At 60.8% G+C, this 18,018-nt stretch carries 15 protein-coding genes; 5 read left to right on the top strand and 10 right to left on the bottom strand.

The genetic code is table 11. The annotated features are described in order from the left end of the window. Positions 1–71: 71 nt before the first annotated feature. From GOX88_RS21145 to glyA, 5 genes are all read right to left on the bottom strand, one after another. On the bottom strand, positions 72–494 hold the full coding sequence (locus tag GOX88_RS21145) for a universal stress protein (protein ID WP_170328709.1): 423 nt from the start codon (positions 492–494) through the stop codon (positions 72–74). A gap of 77 nt (positions 495–571) precedes the next feature. Continuing rightward, a complete protein-coding gene (locus GOX88_RS21150) occupies positions 572–1,945 on the bottom strand; it encodes an alanine/glycine:cation symporter family protein (protein WP_170406703.1) in 1,374 nt (457 codons plus the stop codon). A 24-nt stretch (positions 1,946–1,969) separates the two neighbouring features. Beyond that, positions 1,970–2,911 carry a lipoyl synthase gene (lipA, locus tag GOX88_RS21155; RefSeq protein WP_170406706.1) on the bottom strand — a complete coding sequence of 314 codons (942 nt, stop codon included), beginning with the start codon at positions 2,909–2,911 and terminating at the stop codon, positions 1,970–1,972. Between the two features lie 14 nt (positions 2,912–2,925). After that, positions 2,926–4,305 (bottom strand): dihydrolipoyl dehydrogenase, encoded by a 1,380-nt coding sequence (gene lpdA / locus GOX88_RS21160; RefSeq protein WP_170406709.1) that lies wholly within the window; start codon positions 4,303–4,305, stop codon positions 2,926–2,928. A gap of 11 nt (positions 4,306–4,316) precedes the next feature. Beyond that, entirely contained in the window at positions 4,317–5,570 is a 1,254-nt protein-coding gene (gene glyA / locus GOX88_RS21165; protein ID WP_170406711.1) for a serine hydroxymethyltransferase, read from the bottom strand. 146 nt (positions 5,571–5,716) lie between these two features. Here glyA and GOX88_RS21170 point away from each other — a divergent pair, with 146 nt between their 5' ends. Then, entirely contained in the window at positions 5,717–6,319 is a 603-nt protein-coding gene (locus tag GOX88_RS21170; protein WP_170406714.1) for a helix-turn-helix domain-containing protein, read from the top strand. A gap of 46 nt (positions 6,320–6,365) precedes the next feature. On the opposite strand, the gene GOX88_RS21175 is transcribed toward GOX88_RS21170, so the two are convergent. The 5 genes from GOX88_RS21175 to GOX88_RS21195 form a co-directional block, all read right to left on the bottom strand. Further along, a complete protein-coding gene (locus GOX88_RS21175) occupies positions 6,366–7,490 on the bottom strand; it encodes a mandelate racemase/muconate lactonizing enzyme family protein (protein ID WP_170406717.1) in 1,125 nt (374 codons plus the stop codon). 3 nt (positions 7,491–7,493) lie between these two features. Then, positions 7,494–8,582, bottom strand: coding sequence for an alcohol dehydrogenase family protein (locus tag GOX88_RS21180; protein ID WP_254443396.1), 1,089 nt, complete (start codon positions 8,580–8,582; stop codon positions 7,494–7,496). A gap of 1 nt (position 8,583) precedes the next feature. Then, complete coding sequence (locus tag GOX88_RS21185) at positions 8,584–9,693, bottom strand: mandelate racemase/muconate lactonizing enzyme family protein (RefSeq protein ID WP_170406719.1); 1,110 nt, start codon at positions 9,691–9,693, stop codon at positions 8,584–8,586. A gap of 28 nt (positions 9,694–9,721) precedes the next feature. Beyond that, a complete protein-coding gene (locus GOX88_RS21190) occupies positions 9,722–10,273 on the bottom strand; it encodes a TetR/AcrR family transcriptional regulator (protein ID WP_170406722.1) in 552 nt (183 codons plus the stop codon). Between the two features lie 187 nt (positions 10,274–10,460). Then, the gene (locus GOX88_RS21195) at positions 10,461–11,342 is read right to left on the bottom strand and encodes a LysR family transcriptional regulator (RefSeq protein ID WP_170406725.1); all 882 of its coding nucleotides are present in this window, start codon (positions 11,340–11,342) and stop codon (positions 10,461–10,463) included. Between the two features lie 280 nt (positions 11,343–11,622). Here GOX88_RS21195 and GOX88_RS21200 point away from each other — a divergent pair, with 280 nt between their 5' ends. Genes GOX88_RS21200 through GOX88_RS21215 form a run of 4 tightly spaced genes read left to right on the top strand, consistent with a single transcriptional unit; the run spans position 11,623 to position 17,940 of the window. Then, a complete protein-coding gene (locus GOX88_RS21200; RefSeq protein ID WP_170406727.1) occupies positions 11,623–14,076 on the top strand; it encodes a GcvT family protein in 2,454 nt (817 codons plus the stop codon). A gap of 15 nt (positions 14,077–14,091) precedes the next feature. After that, positions 14,092–15,612: a trimethylamine methyltransferase family protein gene (locus tag GOX88_RS21205; RefSeq protein ID WP_170406729.1), complete on the top strand. Its 1,521-nt coding sequence runs from the start codon at positions 14,092–14,094 to the stop codon at positions 15,610–15,612. Positions 15,613–15,669: 57 nt separating this feature from the next. Continuing rightward, a complete protein-coding gene (locus tag GOX88_RS21210; protein WP_170406732.1) occupies positions 15,670–16,680 on the top strand; it encodes an Ldh family oxidoreductase in 1,011 nt (336 codons plus the stop codon). Positions 16,681–16,695: 15 nt separating this feature from the next. After that, positions 16,696–17,940: an NAD(P)/FAD-dependent oxidoreductase gene (locus tag GOX88_RS21215; RefSeq protein WP_170406735.1), complete on the top strand. Its 1,245-nt coding sequence runs from the start codon at positions 16,696–16,698 to the stop codon at positions 17,938–17,940. Positions 17,941–18,018 lie beyond the last annotated feature (78 nt).

Below are 18,018 nucleotides of genomic sequence, written 5' to 3' on the forward strand. Positions count from 1 at the left end.
TACCGCCCAACTCAACATGCAAGTCATACAACGGTGTGCGCTTAATATCGGTCATCTCAAAAACCTTTCAATCAGCGGGACTGGTCGCGAACGACCATGACGGTGCAATGTGCGTTGCGCACGACACGGGCCAGGTTCGGACCAATCTCATAGTTCGGGAAATCGCCTTTGGTCGAAGCCATGACGATCAGATCGAAGCCGTCCTTGTAGGCGAGTTTCAGGATTTCGCGGTAGACGCTGCCTTCTTCGATGTGGATTGCCACGTCGGAGGCATTGCCGTGATCCAGAATGGCCTGAACAGCATTGCGCACGTGCTCTTTGGCGCCGGCGCCATAGTTGGCGGGCAGGTTCGGCAGCTGGATGATCTCGGGGATGACAGCAACCGCGTGCAGTTCGGCTCCGTAGAATTTCGCCTGTTCCAATGCGACCGGCAGGGCATTTTTCCACGAGCGATCGTCGGTGTGATCAATGGGCAGCAGGATTTTCGTGGCCATCACGTCTCTCCTCGAGATATGGAATTCTGTTTCAAAGGCGGGGGGCCGGGATGGCCCCCCGTTTTTTCGTTCCGAGGTTACTCGGCGGCTGTGCCGCCTGGCTCTTCGGATTTGCCATCGCTGGCGAAGAACTCTTTCGTCAGTTTGAAGACGATCGGGCTCAGCAGGGCCAGGGCGATCAGGTTCGGGATGGCCATCATGGCGTTCAGTGTATCCGCCAGTAGCCAGACAAAGCCCAGATCCGCGGTCGCGCCGAAGTAGATCGCTACGATCCACAGCACGCGGTACGGCATCAGGGATTTGACGCCCAGCAGGAATTCCACGCATTTCTCACCGTAGAAGGACCAGCCCAGAATGGTGGTAAAGGCGAAGATCGACAGTGCAATGGCGATCAGGTGTCCACCAAATCCGGGCAGCGAGGTCTCAAACGCCAGACGGGTCAGAGCCGCGCCAGATTCACCGCTGGTCCAAGCGCCGGACGAAATAATCGCCAACCCGGTGATCGAGCAGACGATGATGGTGTCGATGAACGTACCCAGCATCGCGATCAGGCCCTGGTTGACCGGACCTTTTGTCTCTGCTGCCGCGTGCGCGATCGGGGCGGAGCCCAGACCGGCTTCGTTCGAGAACACACCGCGTGCCACACCAAAGCGGATCGCCGCCCAGACTGCCGCGCCAGCGAAGCCACCTTCGGCGGCCGAAGGCGTGAAGGCATAGGTGAATACCAAGCCCAACGCGTCGCCGATAGCGCCGATGTTGATCAGCAGGACCAGCAGGCCGGCGAGGATGTAGGCAACCGCCATGAACGGAACCAGCTTACCTGCAACAGCACCGATACGGGTGATGCCGCCCAGGATAACGCCTGCAGTCAGGACCATCAGCACAATGCCGGTAACCGAGGTGTTGACGCCAAAGTTCGAATCCAGAACCTGTGCCACACCATTGGCCTGCACCCCGTTACCGATGCCAAACGCCGCTACCGCGCCGAACAGAGCGAAGGCCCAACCCAGCCAGTGCCAGTTCGCGCTGAGACCATTTTTGATGTAGTACATCGGGCCGCCGACAAAGTTGCCCAGCTCATCCTTCTCGCGGTATTTCACCGCGCAGACGGCTTCGGCATATTTGGTGGCCATGCCCACCAGGGCGGTCATCCACATCCAGAACAAGGCGCCCGGACCGCCCAGGAAGACAGCAGTGGCCACACCGGCGATGTTACCCGTACCGATGGTCGCCGACAGCGAGGTCATCAGCGCGTTGAACGGGCTGATCTGCCCTTCACCCTGACCCTCACGGCCTTTGAACAGCAGGCTGAAGCCTGTGCCAATGCGCAGGATCGGCATGAATTTCAGCCCGACCTGCAGGAAGAAGCCGACGCCCAGAATGAGAACCAGCATCAGCGGCCCCCACACGACGCCATTGATGGCCCCTACGATTGAATTTAACGCTTCCATGGTATCCCTCCCATTTGCGTTTGGTTATGCCCCGGCAATGGCCCGTTGGCGGGCCTGCTTGAGGGCGGCAAAGTCTTCGTCCGCGTGGAACGAGGAACGGGTCAGCGGAGTGGCCGACACGTGCAGAAAGCCTTTGGAGCGCGCGATCTGCTCCAGTTGGGCGAACTCTTCCGGTGACCAGAACCGGTCAATCGGGTGATGTTTCGGGGTTGGCTGCAGGTACTGGCCGACGGTCAGGAAATCGACATTCGCGGCGCGCAAATCGTCCATCACCTGCCGCACGTCGTTCATGCTTTCGCCAAGCCCGACCATCAGGCCGGATTTGGTGAAAATCTCGGGGTTTGCGCGTTTGGCATCGTCCAGCAGCCGGAGTGAGGTGTAATACCGCGCGCCGGGGCGGACCGTCGGGTACAGATGCGGGACGGTTTCCAGATTATGGTTGAACACATCCGGGGCAGCCTCAAAGACCACATCCGCAGCGTCACCCTTGCCCAGAAAGTCGGGGGTCAGAACCTCGACCGTGGTGCCGGGGTTCTGATGACGTACGGCGCGGATGGTCTGGGCGATATGCTCGGCACCGCCATCGACCAGATCATCACGGTCGACCGAGGTGATCACCACGTGACGCAGACCCAGTTTTTTCACTGCGGCCGCAACCCGGCCGGGTTCGAAAGCGTCCAGCGCGTCCGGTCGCCCGGTCGCCACATTGCAGAAGGAACAGCCGCGTGTGCAGACCTCGCCCATGATCATCATGGTGGCGTGACGTTTGGACCAGCATTCGCCGATATTGGGGCAGGCGGCCTCTTCGCACACCGTCGCCAGATCATGGTCGCGCATCAGGCGGCGGGTTTCGTAGTATTCCGCACTTTCGATCTTTTTGCGGCGGATCCATTTGGGCTTGCGCGGGACGACACTGTCGGCCTTTTTGGCCTTTTCGGGGTGGCGGGGGCGAAGCTGGATGGTCATCTGGCGGTTCCCTTTTAAGCGTGGATCGCGCGGCCCATGGCGTCGAGGCAGGCTTCTTTGACCGCCTCCCCCATGGCTGGGTGTGCATGACAGGTGGCGGCGACTTCGGCGATGGTGGCGCCTTTGGTCATGGCCAGAACCAGCTCGGCGATCAGATCGCCACCATGGGCGCCGCAGATATGCGCACCGAGGATTTTGCCGTTCGGGTCGGCCAGAACCTTGACCGCACCATCGGTTTCGCCGGTCGAGCGGGCGCGCGAGTTTGCCATGAAGGCGAACTTTCCGACCGAGTATTCAGCGCCTGTTTCCTTCAGCGCCTCTTCGGTCAATCCGACCGAGGCGACCTCGGGGTCGGTATATACAACGCCCGGAACGGTGTTGTAATCGACGTGACCAGATTGACCTGCCAGCATCTCGACACAGGCCACGCCGTCTTCTTCGGCTTTGTGCGCCAGCATCGGGCCAGGCACACAGTCGCCAATAGCATAGATGCCGGGAACCGAGGTTTGGAACGCATCGTCCACCTCGATGAAGCCGCGCGGGTTCACCGCAACGCCCAGATCTTCCAGGCCCAGCCCACGGATGACAGGGCGGCGTCCGATGGCGATCAGGACCTTGTCGGCCTCAATCACTTCTTCCTTGTCCTTGCCGACACGATCCACAGTAAGCGTTAGCCCGGCGTCAGACTTTTCGACGGACTTCAGCGCACGACCCAGCTGAAACTTCAGTCCGCGTTTCGACAGCGCACGCTGTGCCAGTTTCGCGATCTCTCCATCGATGCCGGGCAGCACGCGGTCGAGATATTCGACAACAGTGACCTTGGCGCCCAGACGCGCCCAGACCTGACCCAGTTCCAGTCCGATCACCCCGGCGCCGACGACGACCAGATGGTCGGGTACGGTTTCCAGCGCAAGCGCACCGGTCGAGCTGAGGATGTCCTGCTCGTCAATCTCGATGCCATTCAGAGGCGTCGGTTCCGAACCGGTGGCGATCAGGATGTTCTCGGCCTCATGCACATCATCGCCAACCTTGACCTGCCCGACGGCGGGAATACTGGCCCAGCCCTCGATCAGGTCCACGCCGTTTTTCTTGAACAGAAACGCGATGCCCTTGGTCAGATCACCGACGATCTTGTCCTTACGGCCCATCATCGCGGGGACATCGATGCTGGCCCCCTCGACCGCAATGCCATGGGAGGAGAGATGTGCAAGTTCGGCATATTTGGCCGAGGAGGTCAGCAACGCTTTGGAGGGAATGCACCCCACATTCAGGCAGGTTCCGCCCAGTGCCCCGCGTCCTTCGACGCAGGCCACTTTCAGTCCCAGCTGTGCCGCGCGGATGGCAGCAACATAGCCGCCCGGGCCGCCGCCGATGACAATAAGGTCGTAGGTCATTTCTTGGTCTTTCAGTAGATCGGGTGGCTTGCGCACAGGGTGCGGACTTTTTCGCGGGTCGCTTTTTCGATGGCTTCATCGCCGTTGGGCGACTGCGCCAGCGCATCCAGCACGTCGCCGATCAGGTGGCCGATCTGCTTGAACTCCTCGGGGCCAAAGCCGCGGCTGCATCCGGCCGCTGTGCCCAGACGGACACCGCTGGTGACGGTGGGTTTTTCCGGGTCGCCCGGTACGCTGTTCTTGTTGCAGGTGAATCCAGCACGCTCCAGCGCCGCTTCGGCGTCCTTGCCAGTCACGCCGACGGGGCGCAGGTCGACCAGCATCAGGTGGTTCTCAGTCCCGCCGGATACGATGTCACAACCGCGCGCCATCATGACGTTGGCCAAGGCCGCCGCGCTGTCGACCACGCGCTGTATGTAGTCCTTGAACTCGGGCTTCAGTGCCTCGCCAAAGGCCACCGCCTTGCCTGCGATCACGTGCATCAGCGGGCCACCTTGCAGGCCGGGGAAAACGGCCGAATTGATCTTTTTGGCCAGCGCCTCGTCATTGGTCAGGATGATGCCGCCGCGAGGGCCGCGCAGGGTCTTGTGGGTGGTCGAGGTGACCACATGCGCGTGACCGATGGGCGAGGGGTGCAGACCGGTGGCAACCAGCCCGGCGATATGGGCCATGTCGGCCAGCAGCCAGGCGCCAACCTCATCAGCAATGGCGCGGAAACGGGCAAAGTCGATCTTTTGCGAATAGGCCGACGCACCGGCGATGATCAGCTTGGGCTTTTCGGCCTTGGCCAGCGCCTCGACCTGATCATAGTCGATCAGACCGGCCTCGGTCAGGCCGTATTGTACCGGGCGGAACCATTTGCCGGATTGCGCGGGCTTTGCGCCGTGGGTCAGGTGACCGCCAGCATCCAGTGACATGCCAAGGATCGTGTCGCCGGGGCTGAGCAGCGCCAGCTTGACGGCGCCGTTTGCCTGCGCGCCCGAATGCGGCTGCACGTTGGCGTATTCACAGCCGAACAACTGCTTCAGCCGGTCGATCGCTTCGACTTCGACCTCATCCACATATTCGCACCCGCCATAGTAGCGGCGGCCGGGATACCCTTCGGCGTATTTGTTGGTCAGCACCGAACCCTGCGCCTCGATCACGGCCTGAGAGACGATGTTTTCGGATGCGATCAACTCGATCTGTTCGGCCTGACGTGTGCCTTCGCGCGCAATCGATGCGGCGATCTTCGGGTCGGCCTCGGCCAGCGACGTCTTGAACATAGTCTCCTCCTCTTCTTCGAATCCCCAGTTCGAGAATTTGTTTCCTATAGTGGAATTAGTTCCCGCAAATCAACAAAAATCTCGTATTCGTAAAGTTGCGTGCGAATAGGGGAACGTGTAACCTGCGGTAGAATAGGGAGATTTTTATGGGCGAAGACCAAAGGAACGAAGCCTCCGCACCTGAGGAGCTGGACGAAGGTGCCGCTTTGGGGCGTTCGATTCGGGATGCGCGGCGGGAAAAAGGCTGGACGCTGGAAGAGGCTGGACGCGCTGCAGGAATCGGGCGTTCCACCTTGTCCAAGATCGAAAACAACCAGACAAAACCCAGTTTCGAGATCGTGCGACGCCTGACCCAGGCGCTGGATCTGAAACCACCGCAGCTGTTTCTTCAATCAGGTCAGACGGGTATCACCGGTCGACGGGATTATACGCCGAAAGGGCAGGGCGAGTTTCGTGAAACCGCAACCTATCTGCACGAGCTGCTGTGCTCGGACCTGACCAGCAAACGGATGCTGCCCTATGTCGCTACGATCCGGGCGCGGGATATTTCCGAGTTCGACCCGTGGGTGCGCCACTCGGGCGAAGAGTTCATGTATGTGCTGAGCGGTGAGTTGATCTTTATCTCGGAGCACTACCGGCCATTGCCGATGAAGGCGGGGGATTCACTCTATTACGACAGCAGCATGGGTCATGGGTGCGTGTCCACCAGCAAGGAGGACGCCCAAGTTCTTTGGGTGTCGCTGGAGTAATCCGAGGAAGGGGGGTAAGCCGGGGCATGCGCTGCCCCAGAGCCCGCTATGCCTCCCAGGTCGCGATCGGGTCGCCTAAGAGGGCGCGATTGACTGTGACACCCAAGCCGGGCGCATTGGGCGGCACCACACCGCCATCCTTGATTGGCGCGTCGAAGCTGCCGGTTTGAACCGTCACCATGTCCCGCGGGTCAAGTACGCAGCGCAACAGGCGCTCGGGCACGGTGGCCCCCATGTGAAAGATCGAAGCGGCTGACAGGGTGGAACCGACCGTGTCCTGCACGCTGATCGTAAGACCGGCGGCCCGACAAATGTCGCGATGGCGGCGGGCGTGGGTCAGGCCGCCCGCCTTCGATATCTTCAGCCCGATCCCGTCCGCCACGTCCAATGCCACCAGTTTGGCGATGTCGCCATCTTCCTGCGCAAGCTCGTCAAGGATGATCGGAACGTCGCATCGTTGGCGCAGTGAAAGGGTCTCGCGCCAGGTGGCGCAGGGGGCTTCCAGCACGAAATCCAACCCGTCCGGCAGGGCGCGGAGCATCCGCAGGGCGGTTTCGGGGATCAGCCCACCATTGGCATCGACGATGAAGTACTCGCCCGGCTGACGATCCGCCAGCGAGGCTGCGATACGTTCGGCATCCAGTTGCGGGCCACCTTCGCTGTCCAGTGCGCCGACTTTCACGGAATGGCCCATATAGCCCATTTTGCGATGTTCGGCGACGCGCGCGCGCATGTCTTCCGGGGTGCCGGCATAGATTGAACTGATCGTCGGAAGCCGGTTTCCCGTGCCGCCGCCCAACAGTGTATAAACCGGCAGGCCCACGGATTTTCCGAACATGTCCCAACAGGCCAGATCGATGGCGTTTTTGGCGTGGTTGTGCCCCAAAAGTGCCTCGTCCATCGCGTCGTTGATCCGATCTACATCGCGCGGATCACGGCCGATCAGATGTGGTGCGATCTCTTCGATCCCGGCGCGTGCGCCACGGGCGTGGGCGGCGATGTAATTGGGGCCGAAGGGGGTGCTTTCACCCCAGCCCTCGGTGCCATCGTCGGCGGTCAGGCAGACCATGACGCTGTCGAACCCGGTATAGATCCGACCGCCCGACAGCTCGTAGCTGCCGCCGGAATAGGGCATGTGCAGCTCGAAAAGGTCGATTTTCCTGATCTTCATCGATCACTCCTGCGGCGGGATCAGCACAAGCTGGCCGGTGTGCTTCTTGGCCAGAAAGTCTTCTTGAGCGGTGGCGATGTCGGACAGCGGATAGGTCTTGGCCACAACAGGACGGATTTCACCCGCCTCGATGTATTTCACCAGGTTTTCGAACACGACGTCTTCCTGGAACGTGCAGCCGTACAGCGTCAGGTCTTTCAGGTAGAGCGTGCGTACGTCGATTTCGCAGATCGGCCCGGCGATGGCCCCTGCGGTGGCATAGCGGCCCCCCCGGCGCAGCACGTCCAGCAGGCTGGGCCATTGCGGACCGGCTACCAGATCGACGACAACGTCGATCGACCCTGCGCCCAGTTCGGCCACCAGATCGGCATCACGATCCAGAATACGGTCAGCACCCAGCGCCCGGACGGCCTCGACCTTAGAAGGAGAACACAATGCGATCACCGTGGCACCGCGCCGCTTGGCCAGTTGCACGGCAGCTGAGCCGACACCGCCCGAGGCGCCGGTGATCAGAACCGTTTCGGCCCCGACACCTGCGCGGTGCAACATGCCTTCGGCAGTGGAATAGGCGCAGGGGATTGCGGCCAGTTCAGCGTCGGACCAGTCACAGTCAACCGCGTGGGTCTCTTGCGCGGGGGCTTTGCAGTATTGAGCGAACCCGCCGTCGCATTCGCTGCCGATGGTCCAGCATTCATAGGGGCGGTAATCCACATAGGTCCGCAGCATGTTGCGTACGATCACCCGCTCGCCAAAACGGGCGGGGTCCACGCCCTCGCCAACGGCAACAATATGGCCGCAAACATCCGCGCCCTGAATGCGCGGAAAGGTCAGCGGCACGCCCGACCAGCTTGCGTCATCGTCATCGACCGTGTCGAACCCTTCGGCCCCGCCGGTTTCGGTATCGGCCGTCACGGCCTTGGAATACCACCCGATACGCGTATTGATATCGGTGTTGTTCACACCCGCTGCGGCGACGTGGATCAGCACCTCGCCCGGCCCCGGCTGCGGCGTGGGCACGTCGGCACGATAGTCCAGTTTGTCGATACCGCCATGGCCTGTCAGCAGGACGGCTTTCATTGTTTCAGGGATCATCTCAGCCACCAAAAGACGCAACGGGTGCGCCAAAGAGCGCCTCATCAGGGGTCACGCCCAGACCCGGCCCGGTTGGGCGATCGATATGGCCGCCCACAATCTGTATGCCATTCTCGGCGTCGTAGTTGCCTTCGATATAGGGCGCGGCCAGCCAGACCCCTTCGCACAGTTCGGGTTTGACGGTTGCGCCGATCTGGGTGCAGGCGGCGGCAATGATGTCTCCGCCCCAGCTGTCGTCGCAGGTATGCGGCAGGTTGCGGGCCTCGCAAATGTCGCGGAATGTGCGCATATGGGTCAGACCGCCGATGCGTGTGACCTTCATGCCAAATCCATCCACCAAACCGGTGCCAGCGGCCGAAATGACCGTGTTCAGATCGACGCTGTTTTCATCCATGTAGATGCCGTGGCTGACCTGCGGGCGGATCTTTTCCAGATCCTGCACGGTGTTGCAGGGCTGTTCCATGATGAAGGGCACATGCGGCAATTCCCGGCTGACGCGCAGGGCGTCGCGGGTTGTCCAGCCGCGGTTGCCATCCACCGCCAGACGCATACCAGATCCTTTGACGACCTCCCAGACTTTTGAGATCGTCTCGATGTCGATCTCGACCGGGCGACCGCCAACCTTGACCTGCAGACGCGGATAGCCTTCGTCCAGCTTCTCTTTGGCCAGTCTTGCAATGTCGTCCGGCGCGCCGACGCCGGTGGCGTAGTAGGACGGCACACGGTCAGTCACCGCGCCCCCCAACAGGTCGGCGACATTGACGCCCAGCGATTTGCCGAAAAGGTCATAGGCAGCGATATCCAGCGCGGCCTTGGCATAGTTGTGACCGGTCAGCAGAGTGTCCATCTTGCGGCGCAACGTGCCAGGTGTTGCTTCGGCGCCGATCAGCCCTTCGGCCATCACCTTCAGTGCAGCACGCGCGCCGTCCGCATGGGCCTCGGCATAGGTTGGGCCGACCGGGCAGGTCTCGCCCCAGCCGACATGACCCGTGTCCGACACCAGTTTGACGAGAGTGGTGTCCAGTGCCCAGACAGCGCCGCTGGCCATCGTATAGGGGCCATTCTTGACCGGTAGGTCATGGGAATAGATGTGGACTTCCTTCAGTTTCATGTCAGGGCTTTCTGTTGGTTTGAAGGGGTTATTCAATGCCCGCCGCAGCCAGGATCAGGCCTGCGGTTCGGAGTGTCTGGCGGCTGGCCCGCTCCGGCCCGATCAGGCGGGCGGCTTCGGTCAGACCTTCGTGCAGAACAAACAACTGGTCGACCAACGTGTCCGCATCACAATCCGGAGAGACATCAAGAAGCCGACGGCGAAACTGTGCCCGCACTTCGGACTTATGTGCCTCGACCGCTGCAAGTATCGGGGCGCTGTCGGGGTAAGCGGATAAGGCATTGCGAAACAGGCAACCGCTATTCGATATCCCGAACAGCCAATCGGACAACCGTTGAAGAACATGGACAACACGCGCTGCGCCGTCCTCGGGGCCTTCGCCGATCCAGTCTGCATAGGCGCGGTCCCGGTGCTGCAGCGCGCCCACGACCATTGCCTCGCGGCTGGGAAAATACTTGTAGAGGGTTCTCAGCGAAACATCCGCGCCCGCGCGCAGAGCCTCGACGCCGGGTCCGGCAAAGCCCATTTCCTCGAACTGACCATGCAGACGGGCGGCAATCTGGTTTTTCATGTCGATCATAAAAAGGTGGTAGAGTGATCGCTCTACCTTGGGCTTCACTAAAACCGACGTGTTTCAAGGCGGCGGCGACACGACGCCGGGCCGGCACTCAAAGTAATCGTTCGGAATCAATTGAGCACTGAAATTCCACTGTAGTCGCCGAAGGGTGTGTAAAGAATGCTCTAAGCCACGAATAAGGAAAGAAAATTTAGGTGGTTTCCGCCAGCCATTGATACACAAGATTGGCACGATCAGATGCAGTGTTGTGGAGCGCGACGTAGAAGTCCAGCGGTGAGGAGATCGCCTGCGGCAGCAGGCTGACCAGCTTCCCGGATGCGACAAGCTCAGACGTCAGCCCTTCCCATCCCAGCACGGCTCCCATGTCGTCCTGTGCGGCCTGAAGGGCAATGGTGTAATTGTTGACGCGATGTGCCGAGTTCAAAGGCCCGTCGTAGCCCAGTTGGTTGGTCCACTCGCGCCAATCCGTCCACCCCGTTCCCGGCGCATCAAGATGAATCAAAGGGATACGCGCCAGGTCCTGGATGCCGGTAATGCGGTTCTGTTCCAGAAACCGAGGGCTGCCGAGGGCCATGATGCGGTCGCGAAACAGAACACGGTGGTTCGCCTTTTCAAGCGAGGCGTCCCCATAGAAAATGCTGAGATCGCATTTCGAAGTGTCGAACCCCAAATCCGTGACCACTTGCGTCACCGATATATGCCCGTAGCTTTTCCAGAATTGCGCCAGTCGGGGCGTCAGCCAAAGCGAACTGACGGCCGTGCTGGACCGAATTGTCACTCCGGATCTGTCATATTGCGACCGCAGCTGCTGCAAGGCCTCGCTGATACCTTCGAACCCTCGCTGCAGGGCGACCAGCAGGTAGGCCCCGCTTTCGGTCAGCTCAACCCCGCGATGGTGACGACGAAACAACGAGCAGTTCAGCTCCTGCTCCAGTGATTTCACCTGGTGGCTGATTGCCGCAGGGGTCACGTTCAGCTCTGCCGCGGCGTTTTTGAAGCTGACATGGCGCGCCGCAGCCTCAAAGCTGATCAACGAACCAAACGGGGGAAGTTCATATGGGCCTTTGGGCAAGGTTCTCTGACCTGTAGTGGCTGATTTCCGGTATTTTATTTATGAACGCGTCATTCTTGGGTTAGCTCAATTAACTCAAAGTGAATTTTTTTGCAATTGCCTATTGGCCCGCTGACCGCAATGCTAGCCCTCAACATTCGGGGAGGTGCCTGTCTCAGGCAGCAGGGGGGCGTTCATGGTGACGTACTTGCCTGCATTCCCGGACAAACCCGGCTTCAGCGGCTTGCCAGAAGGTCCGGGTTTCTGGCCGGTTTTCGGCGCAAGTTAGGGAGTCGATTGAATGAAGTCGCATGCAAAAGTTGTGGTTGTCGGTGGCGGGTGCGTTGGGGCATCGATCCTTTATGGCCTGACCGAACATGGGTGTTCGGACGCGGTCATGCTGGAGCGTACGACGCTGACCTCGGGATCGACCTGGCACGCAGCGGGTTTGCTGGTGACCTTTGTGCGGTCGCACAATGTCTCGAAGATGACGATGGAAACCATCCGCATCTATTCCGAGGTTGAGGAAAAGATGGGTGCCTCGGTCGGGCTGCGTAAAGTGGGACAGCTGCGTGTCGCCAATACCGAGAAGCGCTGGGATGAGTTTCAGTCCTACATTTCGATCGCCGAAGCCGCAGGCGTGCCCTGCAAACTGGTAACACCGGAAGAGATCGCCGAGATTCATCCGCTGCTGAACCAAAGCCCCGACATTCGCGGTGGCATCCTGCATACCGAAGATGGCTATGTGAACCCTGCCGATATCACCATGGCACTGGCCAAGCTGGCGCGGGATGCAGGTGCAAAAGTCTATCAGAATACCGAAGCGCAATCTTACGAAAAGCTGGACAATGGCCACTGGAAAGTGACCACCAACCAGGGCGAGATCACCTGTGAACACCTGATTTTCGCCACCGGCAACTATGCCCGCGAGAACGCGCGCCGGGTGGGGCTGGACTTGCCCTGTATTCCGATCGTTCACCAATACTGGACCACCGAAACCGTGCCGCTGCTGAAAGAGCGTCGCGCGCAAGGCCTGTCGGAATTCCCGATCCTGCGCGACGAGGATTACGGTGCCTATCTGCGCGAGGACGTCGGTGGTATCCAGTTCGGTCCCTATGAGTTCACCAAAGACCTCAAACTGTTTGCCGAAGACCGCGTGCCGCCCGAATTTGGCGCCGACCTGCTGCCCGAAGATTTCGACGCGGTGGAAACCCAGTGGGAGCGCGCTATCGAACGCGTCCCGACGCTGGGCGAGGTCGGCATCAAGGCCAACACCCGCGGCCCGTTCCAGATGACCCCGGATGAACTGCCGCTGGCCGGTCCCGCACCGGGGCATGACAACCTGTGGCTGGCCGAAGGTATGCCGGGCGGCATCCTGTGGGGCGGCACCGTGGGCCATCGTCTGGCCAAGTGGATCGTCAACGGCGATCCAGGCATGGACATGTCGGAACTCGACCCGCGCCGTTTCTCGGATTACGCGTCCAAGCGCTGGACGATGGACAAGGTGCGCGAGACCTGGGGCACCCACATGAACGCGCATGTTCCGGGTGAAGACTTCCCCGAGGCGCGCCCGATGAAGACCATGGGTTCTTACGATCTGCTGACAGCCCAAGGCGCGGTTTGGACCAGCTTCAATGGCTACGAATTCCCCCGCTGGTTCGCCAAATCGCCGGAAGAGGCCATTCCCGAGCACAGCTTCCGTCGCACCGATCACATGGAACTGGTGCAGGAAGAGGTGCGCCGCACGCGGGAAGAGGCCGGCTTCATCGAGATGTCGCCGATGACCAAGTTCACGGTGCGCGGACCGGGCGCCGCCAAATGGCTGGACGGCCTGATGGCGAACAAACTGCCCAAAATCGGCCGTATGACCCTGTCGCTGATGCTGAACGACCAGGGTGGCATGGATGCGGAATACACCATCGTTCGGTATGCCGAGGATGACTTCTATCTGATCTCGACCCCGAACTGGCGGGCTTATAACTGGGATCAGATACAGCGCTTGCTGCCCAAGGACGGCTCGGTCATCATGGAGGATATCTCGGAGCAGCTGGGCGTGATCGCTCTGGCTGGTCCGAATTCGCGCGAGATCCTGTCGAAGCTGACGGATAACGATCTGTCGAACGAGGCCTTCCCGTGGCTGTCGGCGCAGATGGGCGAAGTGGGGTATGCCAAGGGTGTGCACCTGCTGCGTGTGTCCTACACCGGTGAGCTTGGCTGGGAGTTGCACCACCCGGTTGGCTACAACCGTCACATCGTGGATCAATTGCTGAAGGCGGGCGTGAAGCCGTTCGGGCTTGAGGCGCTTGAATCCATGCGGCTCGAAAAATCCTATCGCGCCATCAATCGCGAAATCTGCAAGGATCTCACCCCGTATGAGGCCGATCTGGGCCGTTTCGTGGCCATGACCGAAAAAGTCGGCGGGCAGGTCTGCGAACGTGACTTCATCGGCAAGGCGGCGCTTCTGGCTCAGAAAGAGGCGGGCGGGTATAATATTCTGGTCACGCTGAAACTGCCGTTCTGCGATACCTCGGTAATGTTCGACGAGGGCGTGTACGCCGACGGCAAACTGATCGGTCGCGTCACCTCCGGCGGGTTCTCGTACTACTGCAACCACGACATTGCGATGGCACTGGTACCGCAAGACATGGCCGCACCGGGCACCAAGATGCAGGTGCAGGTGCACAATGAAATGCGCGATGCCGAGGTGATCGACACCTGCGCCGTTGACCCAACCAGCGCCCGCGCGCGCGCCTGATCCGGAGGAGGTGCAATGACACAAGCAAGAGCACGTTCTGGCCGAGGCGGTCGTGCAGCGCGGGTGCAGGCCCGCACCAATCCGCCGCCGGTTTACCTGCCGACGCTGAACCGCAAAGTCGGGCCGATTGATCTGCTTGGCCCCGAAGGGGTCGAGAAGATCCACAACGCGGCCATGACGATCCTTGAGACCACCGGTATCGAATTCCGTGACCCGGTGGCCCTGGCCGACTGGAAGAAATACGGCGCCGATGTGCAGGGAGAGCGAGTCCGTATTGGTCGGGACATGCTGATGGACCTGATCTCGGCGGTTCCGTCGGAATGGGGTTATGCGGCACGCAATCCGGACCGTTCGTTGCGGGTTGGCAACCGGAACTCGGTGTTCGCCAACGCCTATGGCGCCCCGTTTGTCTATGGTCTTGATGGTGTGCGCCGCCCGTCGATGCTGGAAGATGCGCACAACTTCTTCAAGCTCAGCCAGATGAGCCAGTCGATGATGGTTCCGGGCGTCCTGCCGGTCGAACCGCAAGACGTGCCCGTGCCGCAGCGCCATCTTGAGCTTGTCCATGCGGCGCTGACGCTGACGGACAAGCCGATCAAAGGGTCGGTGCTGTCGGAACAGGCCGCACGCGACTCGGTTGAGATGACGCGCATCGTGTTTGGCGAAGAATTCGTGGACAACAACGTGGTGATGGCCGCGCTGCTGAACTGCAACACGCCGCTGGTGTGGGACGAAACCATGCTGGAAAGCCTGCGGGTTTACGCCAGTGCCAACCAGCCCTGCCTGCTGTCACCCTTTGTTCTGGCGGGGGCGTCAACGCCCGCCAGCCCGCAGGGCGGTGTGGCGCTGCTGATCGCGGAATCGCTGGCGGGTATGGCTTATAGCCAGATCATCCGGCGTGGCGCGCCGATGGTTCTGGGCGTGGCGATCATGGGTGTATCGATGAAGACCGGTGCGCCAATGATGGGCTCGCCCGAGCCGGGCCTGATGAACCTGTTGGTGGGTCAGATGGCGCGCTTCTATGGCGTGCCATGGCGAACCTGCACGATGTGGACCGGGGCAAAGTCCCCGGACATGCAGGCGGCGTTTGATACGGCCAACACCATGTGGCCGGTGCTGCTGGGCGGTGCCAACTACATCGTGCATTCGGCAGGTTTTCTGGAAGGCGCGCTTGGGGTCAGCTACGCGAAATGGGTACAGGACACACGGCAGCTTGAGAACTTCCACCGGTTCTTCAGCGGGCTTGAGGACGAAAACCTGGATGCGATTCTGGATGACATTGCCGAGATCGGTCCCGGTGGCCACTTCCTGGGGACGGACCATACCCGGGAAAATCCGCTGCACATGAACCCGCTGCAGAACAATGACAGTTTCGAACAGTGGGAAGCGGAAGGGTCGAAAACCGCCGAAACCGTCGGCAACGAAGAGGCGCAGCGCATTCTGGACAACTACGTCAAGCCGCCGATGCCGGATGATCAGCGCGGGGCGCTTGACGAATTTGTTGCCAAGAAGAAGCTGGAATATCAGAACTCGTAACTGAAAACGCGGGCGTGCAAGCGCCCGCCAGCCAGACACAAGGACAGGATGAGGCTTATGACTGACGCCCCGACGAAAACGCTCTCACTCGAAGAGGTGAAAGCATTGGCCAAATCTGTCCTTGTGTCCGCAGGCATGGACGAACGCGGAAGTGATATTCTGGCAGATCTGGTTATGCGGTCCGAACGTGACGATCCGCGCAGCCATGGATTGCGGATGCTGCCGGTCTATGCGCAAAGCTTTGAATCGAAATATGCAAACCCTACGGCCAATCCCACCGTTGAACGCATTGCACCGGGCGTTTTGCGCGGTGATGGGGACAATGGCTACTACCAGATCGTCGGGGCGGATGCGCGGGATGAGTTGATTGGGATGGCCCGGGAAAACGGGATCGCGTCCTTCACCTGCGCCAATTGCCACCATCTGGGCGCGCTGCGGTTCGATACGGAGCCGCTGGCGCAGGCGGGGCTGGTCGCGCTGGGGGTTGTGAATTCGTTGTCGATGGTCGTGCCCCAAGGGGGCCTACGTCCGGTCTTCGGCACCAATCCGATGTCCTTTGCCTGCCCGCGCCAAGAGGCCGAGCCGGTGGTCTGGGATCAGGCCTCATCCGTTGCTGCACTGATGGACGTGCGCATGGCCGCCGCCGAAGGGCATGACCTGGCGCGGCCCAGTGGGCTGGATACTTCGGGTCAGCCGACAACCGATCCGAACGCCATTCTGGAAACCCGCAGCCTGCTGCCCTTTGGCGAACACAAAGGTGCGGCCATTGCCTTCCTGATCGAGGTGCTGGGTGCGGCGCTGGCCGGAGGCACCTTGTCGGTCGACAATAAGGAGCGCGAGTCCTTTGGCGCCCTCAACATCAAAGGTGGTGCAACCCTGATCGCGATTGACCCAAGCCGGTTCGGCAATCCCGCGTTCAACGACTACGTTACTCGTATCTGTGCCGAGATCGAGGGCAACGGAACCGCGCGCGTGCCCGGTGACGGGCGGCTGAAAAACCGTGCGGCGACCGAAGCGAACGGAGTTTCGGTCGCGCCGGACCTGATGGCACAGTTGCAGGCGTTGTAGGAAAGGTCGCAAGACATGCCCGATTTGGTGGTGATCGGCGGTGGCGTCGTGGGTATCTCGTGCGCGCTGGCTTTGCAGGCCGAGGGGTTTCATGTCACCGTCATTGAGCCGGGTCCGGTGGGTGAGGGGGCCAGCTGGGCCTCGTGCGGATGCATCGCAGTGGGCGAGATCGTTCCTTTGTCTCAACCCGGAATGCTTCTGAAAGTTCCCGGCCTGTTGATGCATCCCAAGGCGCCTTTGACATTGCGCCCGAGCTCGGCCCTGCGACTGACACCGTGGTTCACCCGGTTTGTCGCCAATGCACGCCCTTCGAAAATGCGGGCAATTGCAGCGGATTTGGCGCGGCTAACCTTTAGGGCAACCAAGGATTTCAAGGCGCAATTGGCCGATATCGGGCGCCCGGAACTGTTGGTGGAACGCCCTGTCATCAAACTGTTTGACGGGGATGACGATCGCGCCAGTATGACTGCGGCCTTTGATCTGGCGCGCGATCTGGGATGTTCGATCGAAGAAGTCAGCGGCGGGGATGCACATGACATGGACCCGGCCATCGCACCGGATTTCAAATATGCCGCCCTGCTACGGGACTGGAGCTTCGTGACCGAACCCAAGCGACTCGTTGAGGCGATGCACGAAACCTTCGTAAATCGTGGTGGAACGGTCATTTCTGGCAGCGCAATCGGGTTCGACCGGAACGGTCGTCAGATAACGGCCGTGAAACTGCAAGATGGCCGCGCCATTGCGGCAGACGAGTTTGTCTTGGCCGCTGGCACGCGGTCCCGTGATCTGGCGGTGGAACTGGGCGTTCCGCTGCAGATAGAAGGCGTCATTGGCTATTCCACGGCCCTGAAGAACAGCGGAGTCGACCTGTCCCATACCGTGTTCTACGCAAAGGGCGGGTTCGGCATCACACCTTACGACGGTGCGCTTGCCGTTGCCGGGACAATTGAATTTGCCGGGGCCGAGGCCCGCCCAAACTGGAACCGTGCGGATATTCTGGTTGAAAAGGCACGGCGGGTTCTGCCTGGGCTACAGACAGGCAGCGCCGAACACCGGTTCGGACGGCGGCCGCTGACACCGGACACTCGTCCGATCATTGGCCGCAGCGGAAGGCTGGCCAATGTCACCTTCGCAACGGGCCACGGGCAATTGGGTTTGACGCTGGGCGCGACAACGGCCCGGCTGGTGGCGGACGAGGTTGCAAACCGGCAGTCGCCGATCGACATACAGGCATACAGCCCGGATCGTTTCTCGGGGTAAACCGCCACCGGGCTATTTCGTGCGGCGTGACTTTTTCGACAACGAAGGTCTCTAACCCAAAGCCCTGTATTGATTTTT

The organism is Ruegeria arenilitoris, from assembly GCF_013030985.1.
Taxonomy (GTDB): Bacteria; Pseudomonadota; Alphaproteobacteria; order Rhodobacterales; family Rhodobacteraceae; genus Ruegeria; species Ruegeria arenilitoris_B.

Coding starts and splice junctions, on each gene's coding strand:
- GOX88_RS21145 (WP_170328709.1), bottom strand. CDS start 494: ATGGCCACGAAAATCCTGCTGCCCATTGATCACACCGACGATCGCTCG.
- GOX88_RS21150 (WP_170406703.1), bottom strand. CDS start 1,945: ATGGAAGCGTTAAATTCAATCGTAGGGGCCATCAATGGCGTCGTGTGG.
- lipA (WP_170406706.1), bottom strand. CDS start 2,911: ATGACCATCCAGCTTCGCCCCCGCCACCCCGAAAAGGCCAAAAAGGCC.
- lpdA (WP_170406709.1), bottom strand. CDS start 4,305: ATGACCTACGACCTTATTGTCATCGGCGGCGGCCCGGGCGGCTATGTT.
- glyA (WP_170406711.1), bottom strand. CDS start 5,570: ATGTTCAAGACGTCGCTGGCCGAGGCCGACCCGAAGATCGCCGCATCG.
- GOX88_RS21170 (WP_170406714.1), top strand. CDS start 5,717: ATGGGCGAAGACCAAAGGAACGAAGCCTCCGCACCTGAGGAGCTGGAC.
- GOX88_RS21175 (WP_170406717.1), bottom strand. CDS start 7,490: ATGAAGATCAGGAAAATCGACCTTTTCGAGCTGCACATGCCCTATTCC.
- GOX88_RS21180 (WP_254443396.1), bottom strand. CDS start 8,582: ATGATCCCTGAAACAATGAAAGCCGTCCTGCTGACAGGCCATGGCGGT.
- GOX88_RS21185 (WP_170406719.1), bottom strand. CDS start 9,693: ATGAAACTGAAGGAAGTCCACATCTATTCCCATGACCTACCGGTCAAG.
- GOX88_RS21190 (WP_170406722.1), bottom strand. CDS start 10,273: ATGATCGACATGAAAAACCAGATTGCCGCCCGTCTGCATGGTCAGTTC.
- GOX88_RS21200 (WP_170406727.1), top strand. CDS start 11,623: ATGAAGTCGCATGCAAAAGTTGTGGTTGTCGGTGGCGGGTGCGTTGGG.
- GOX88_RS21205 (WP_170406729.1), top strand. CDS start 14,092: ATGACACAAGCAAGAGCACGTTCTGGCCGAGGCGGTCGTGCAGCGCGG.
- GOX88_RS21210 (WP_170406732.1), top strand. CDS start 15,670: ATGACTGACGCCCCGACGAAAACGCTCTCACTCGAAGAGGTGAAAGCA.
- GOX88_RS21215 (WP_170406735.1), top strand. CDS start 16,696: ATGCCCGATTTGGTGGTGATCGGCGGTGGCGTCGTGGGTATCTCGTGC.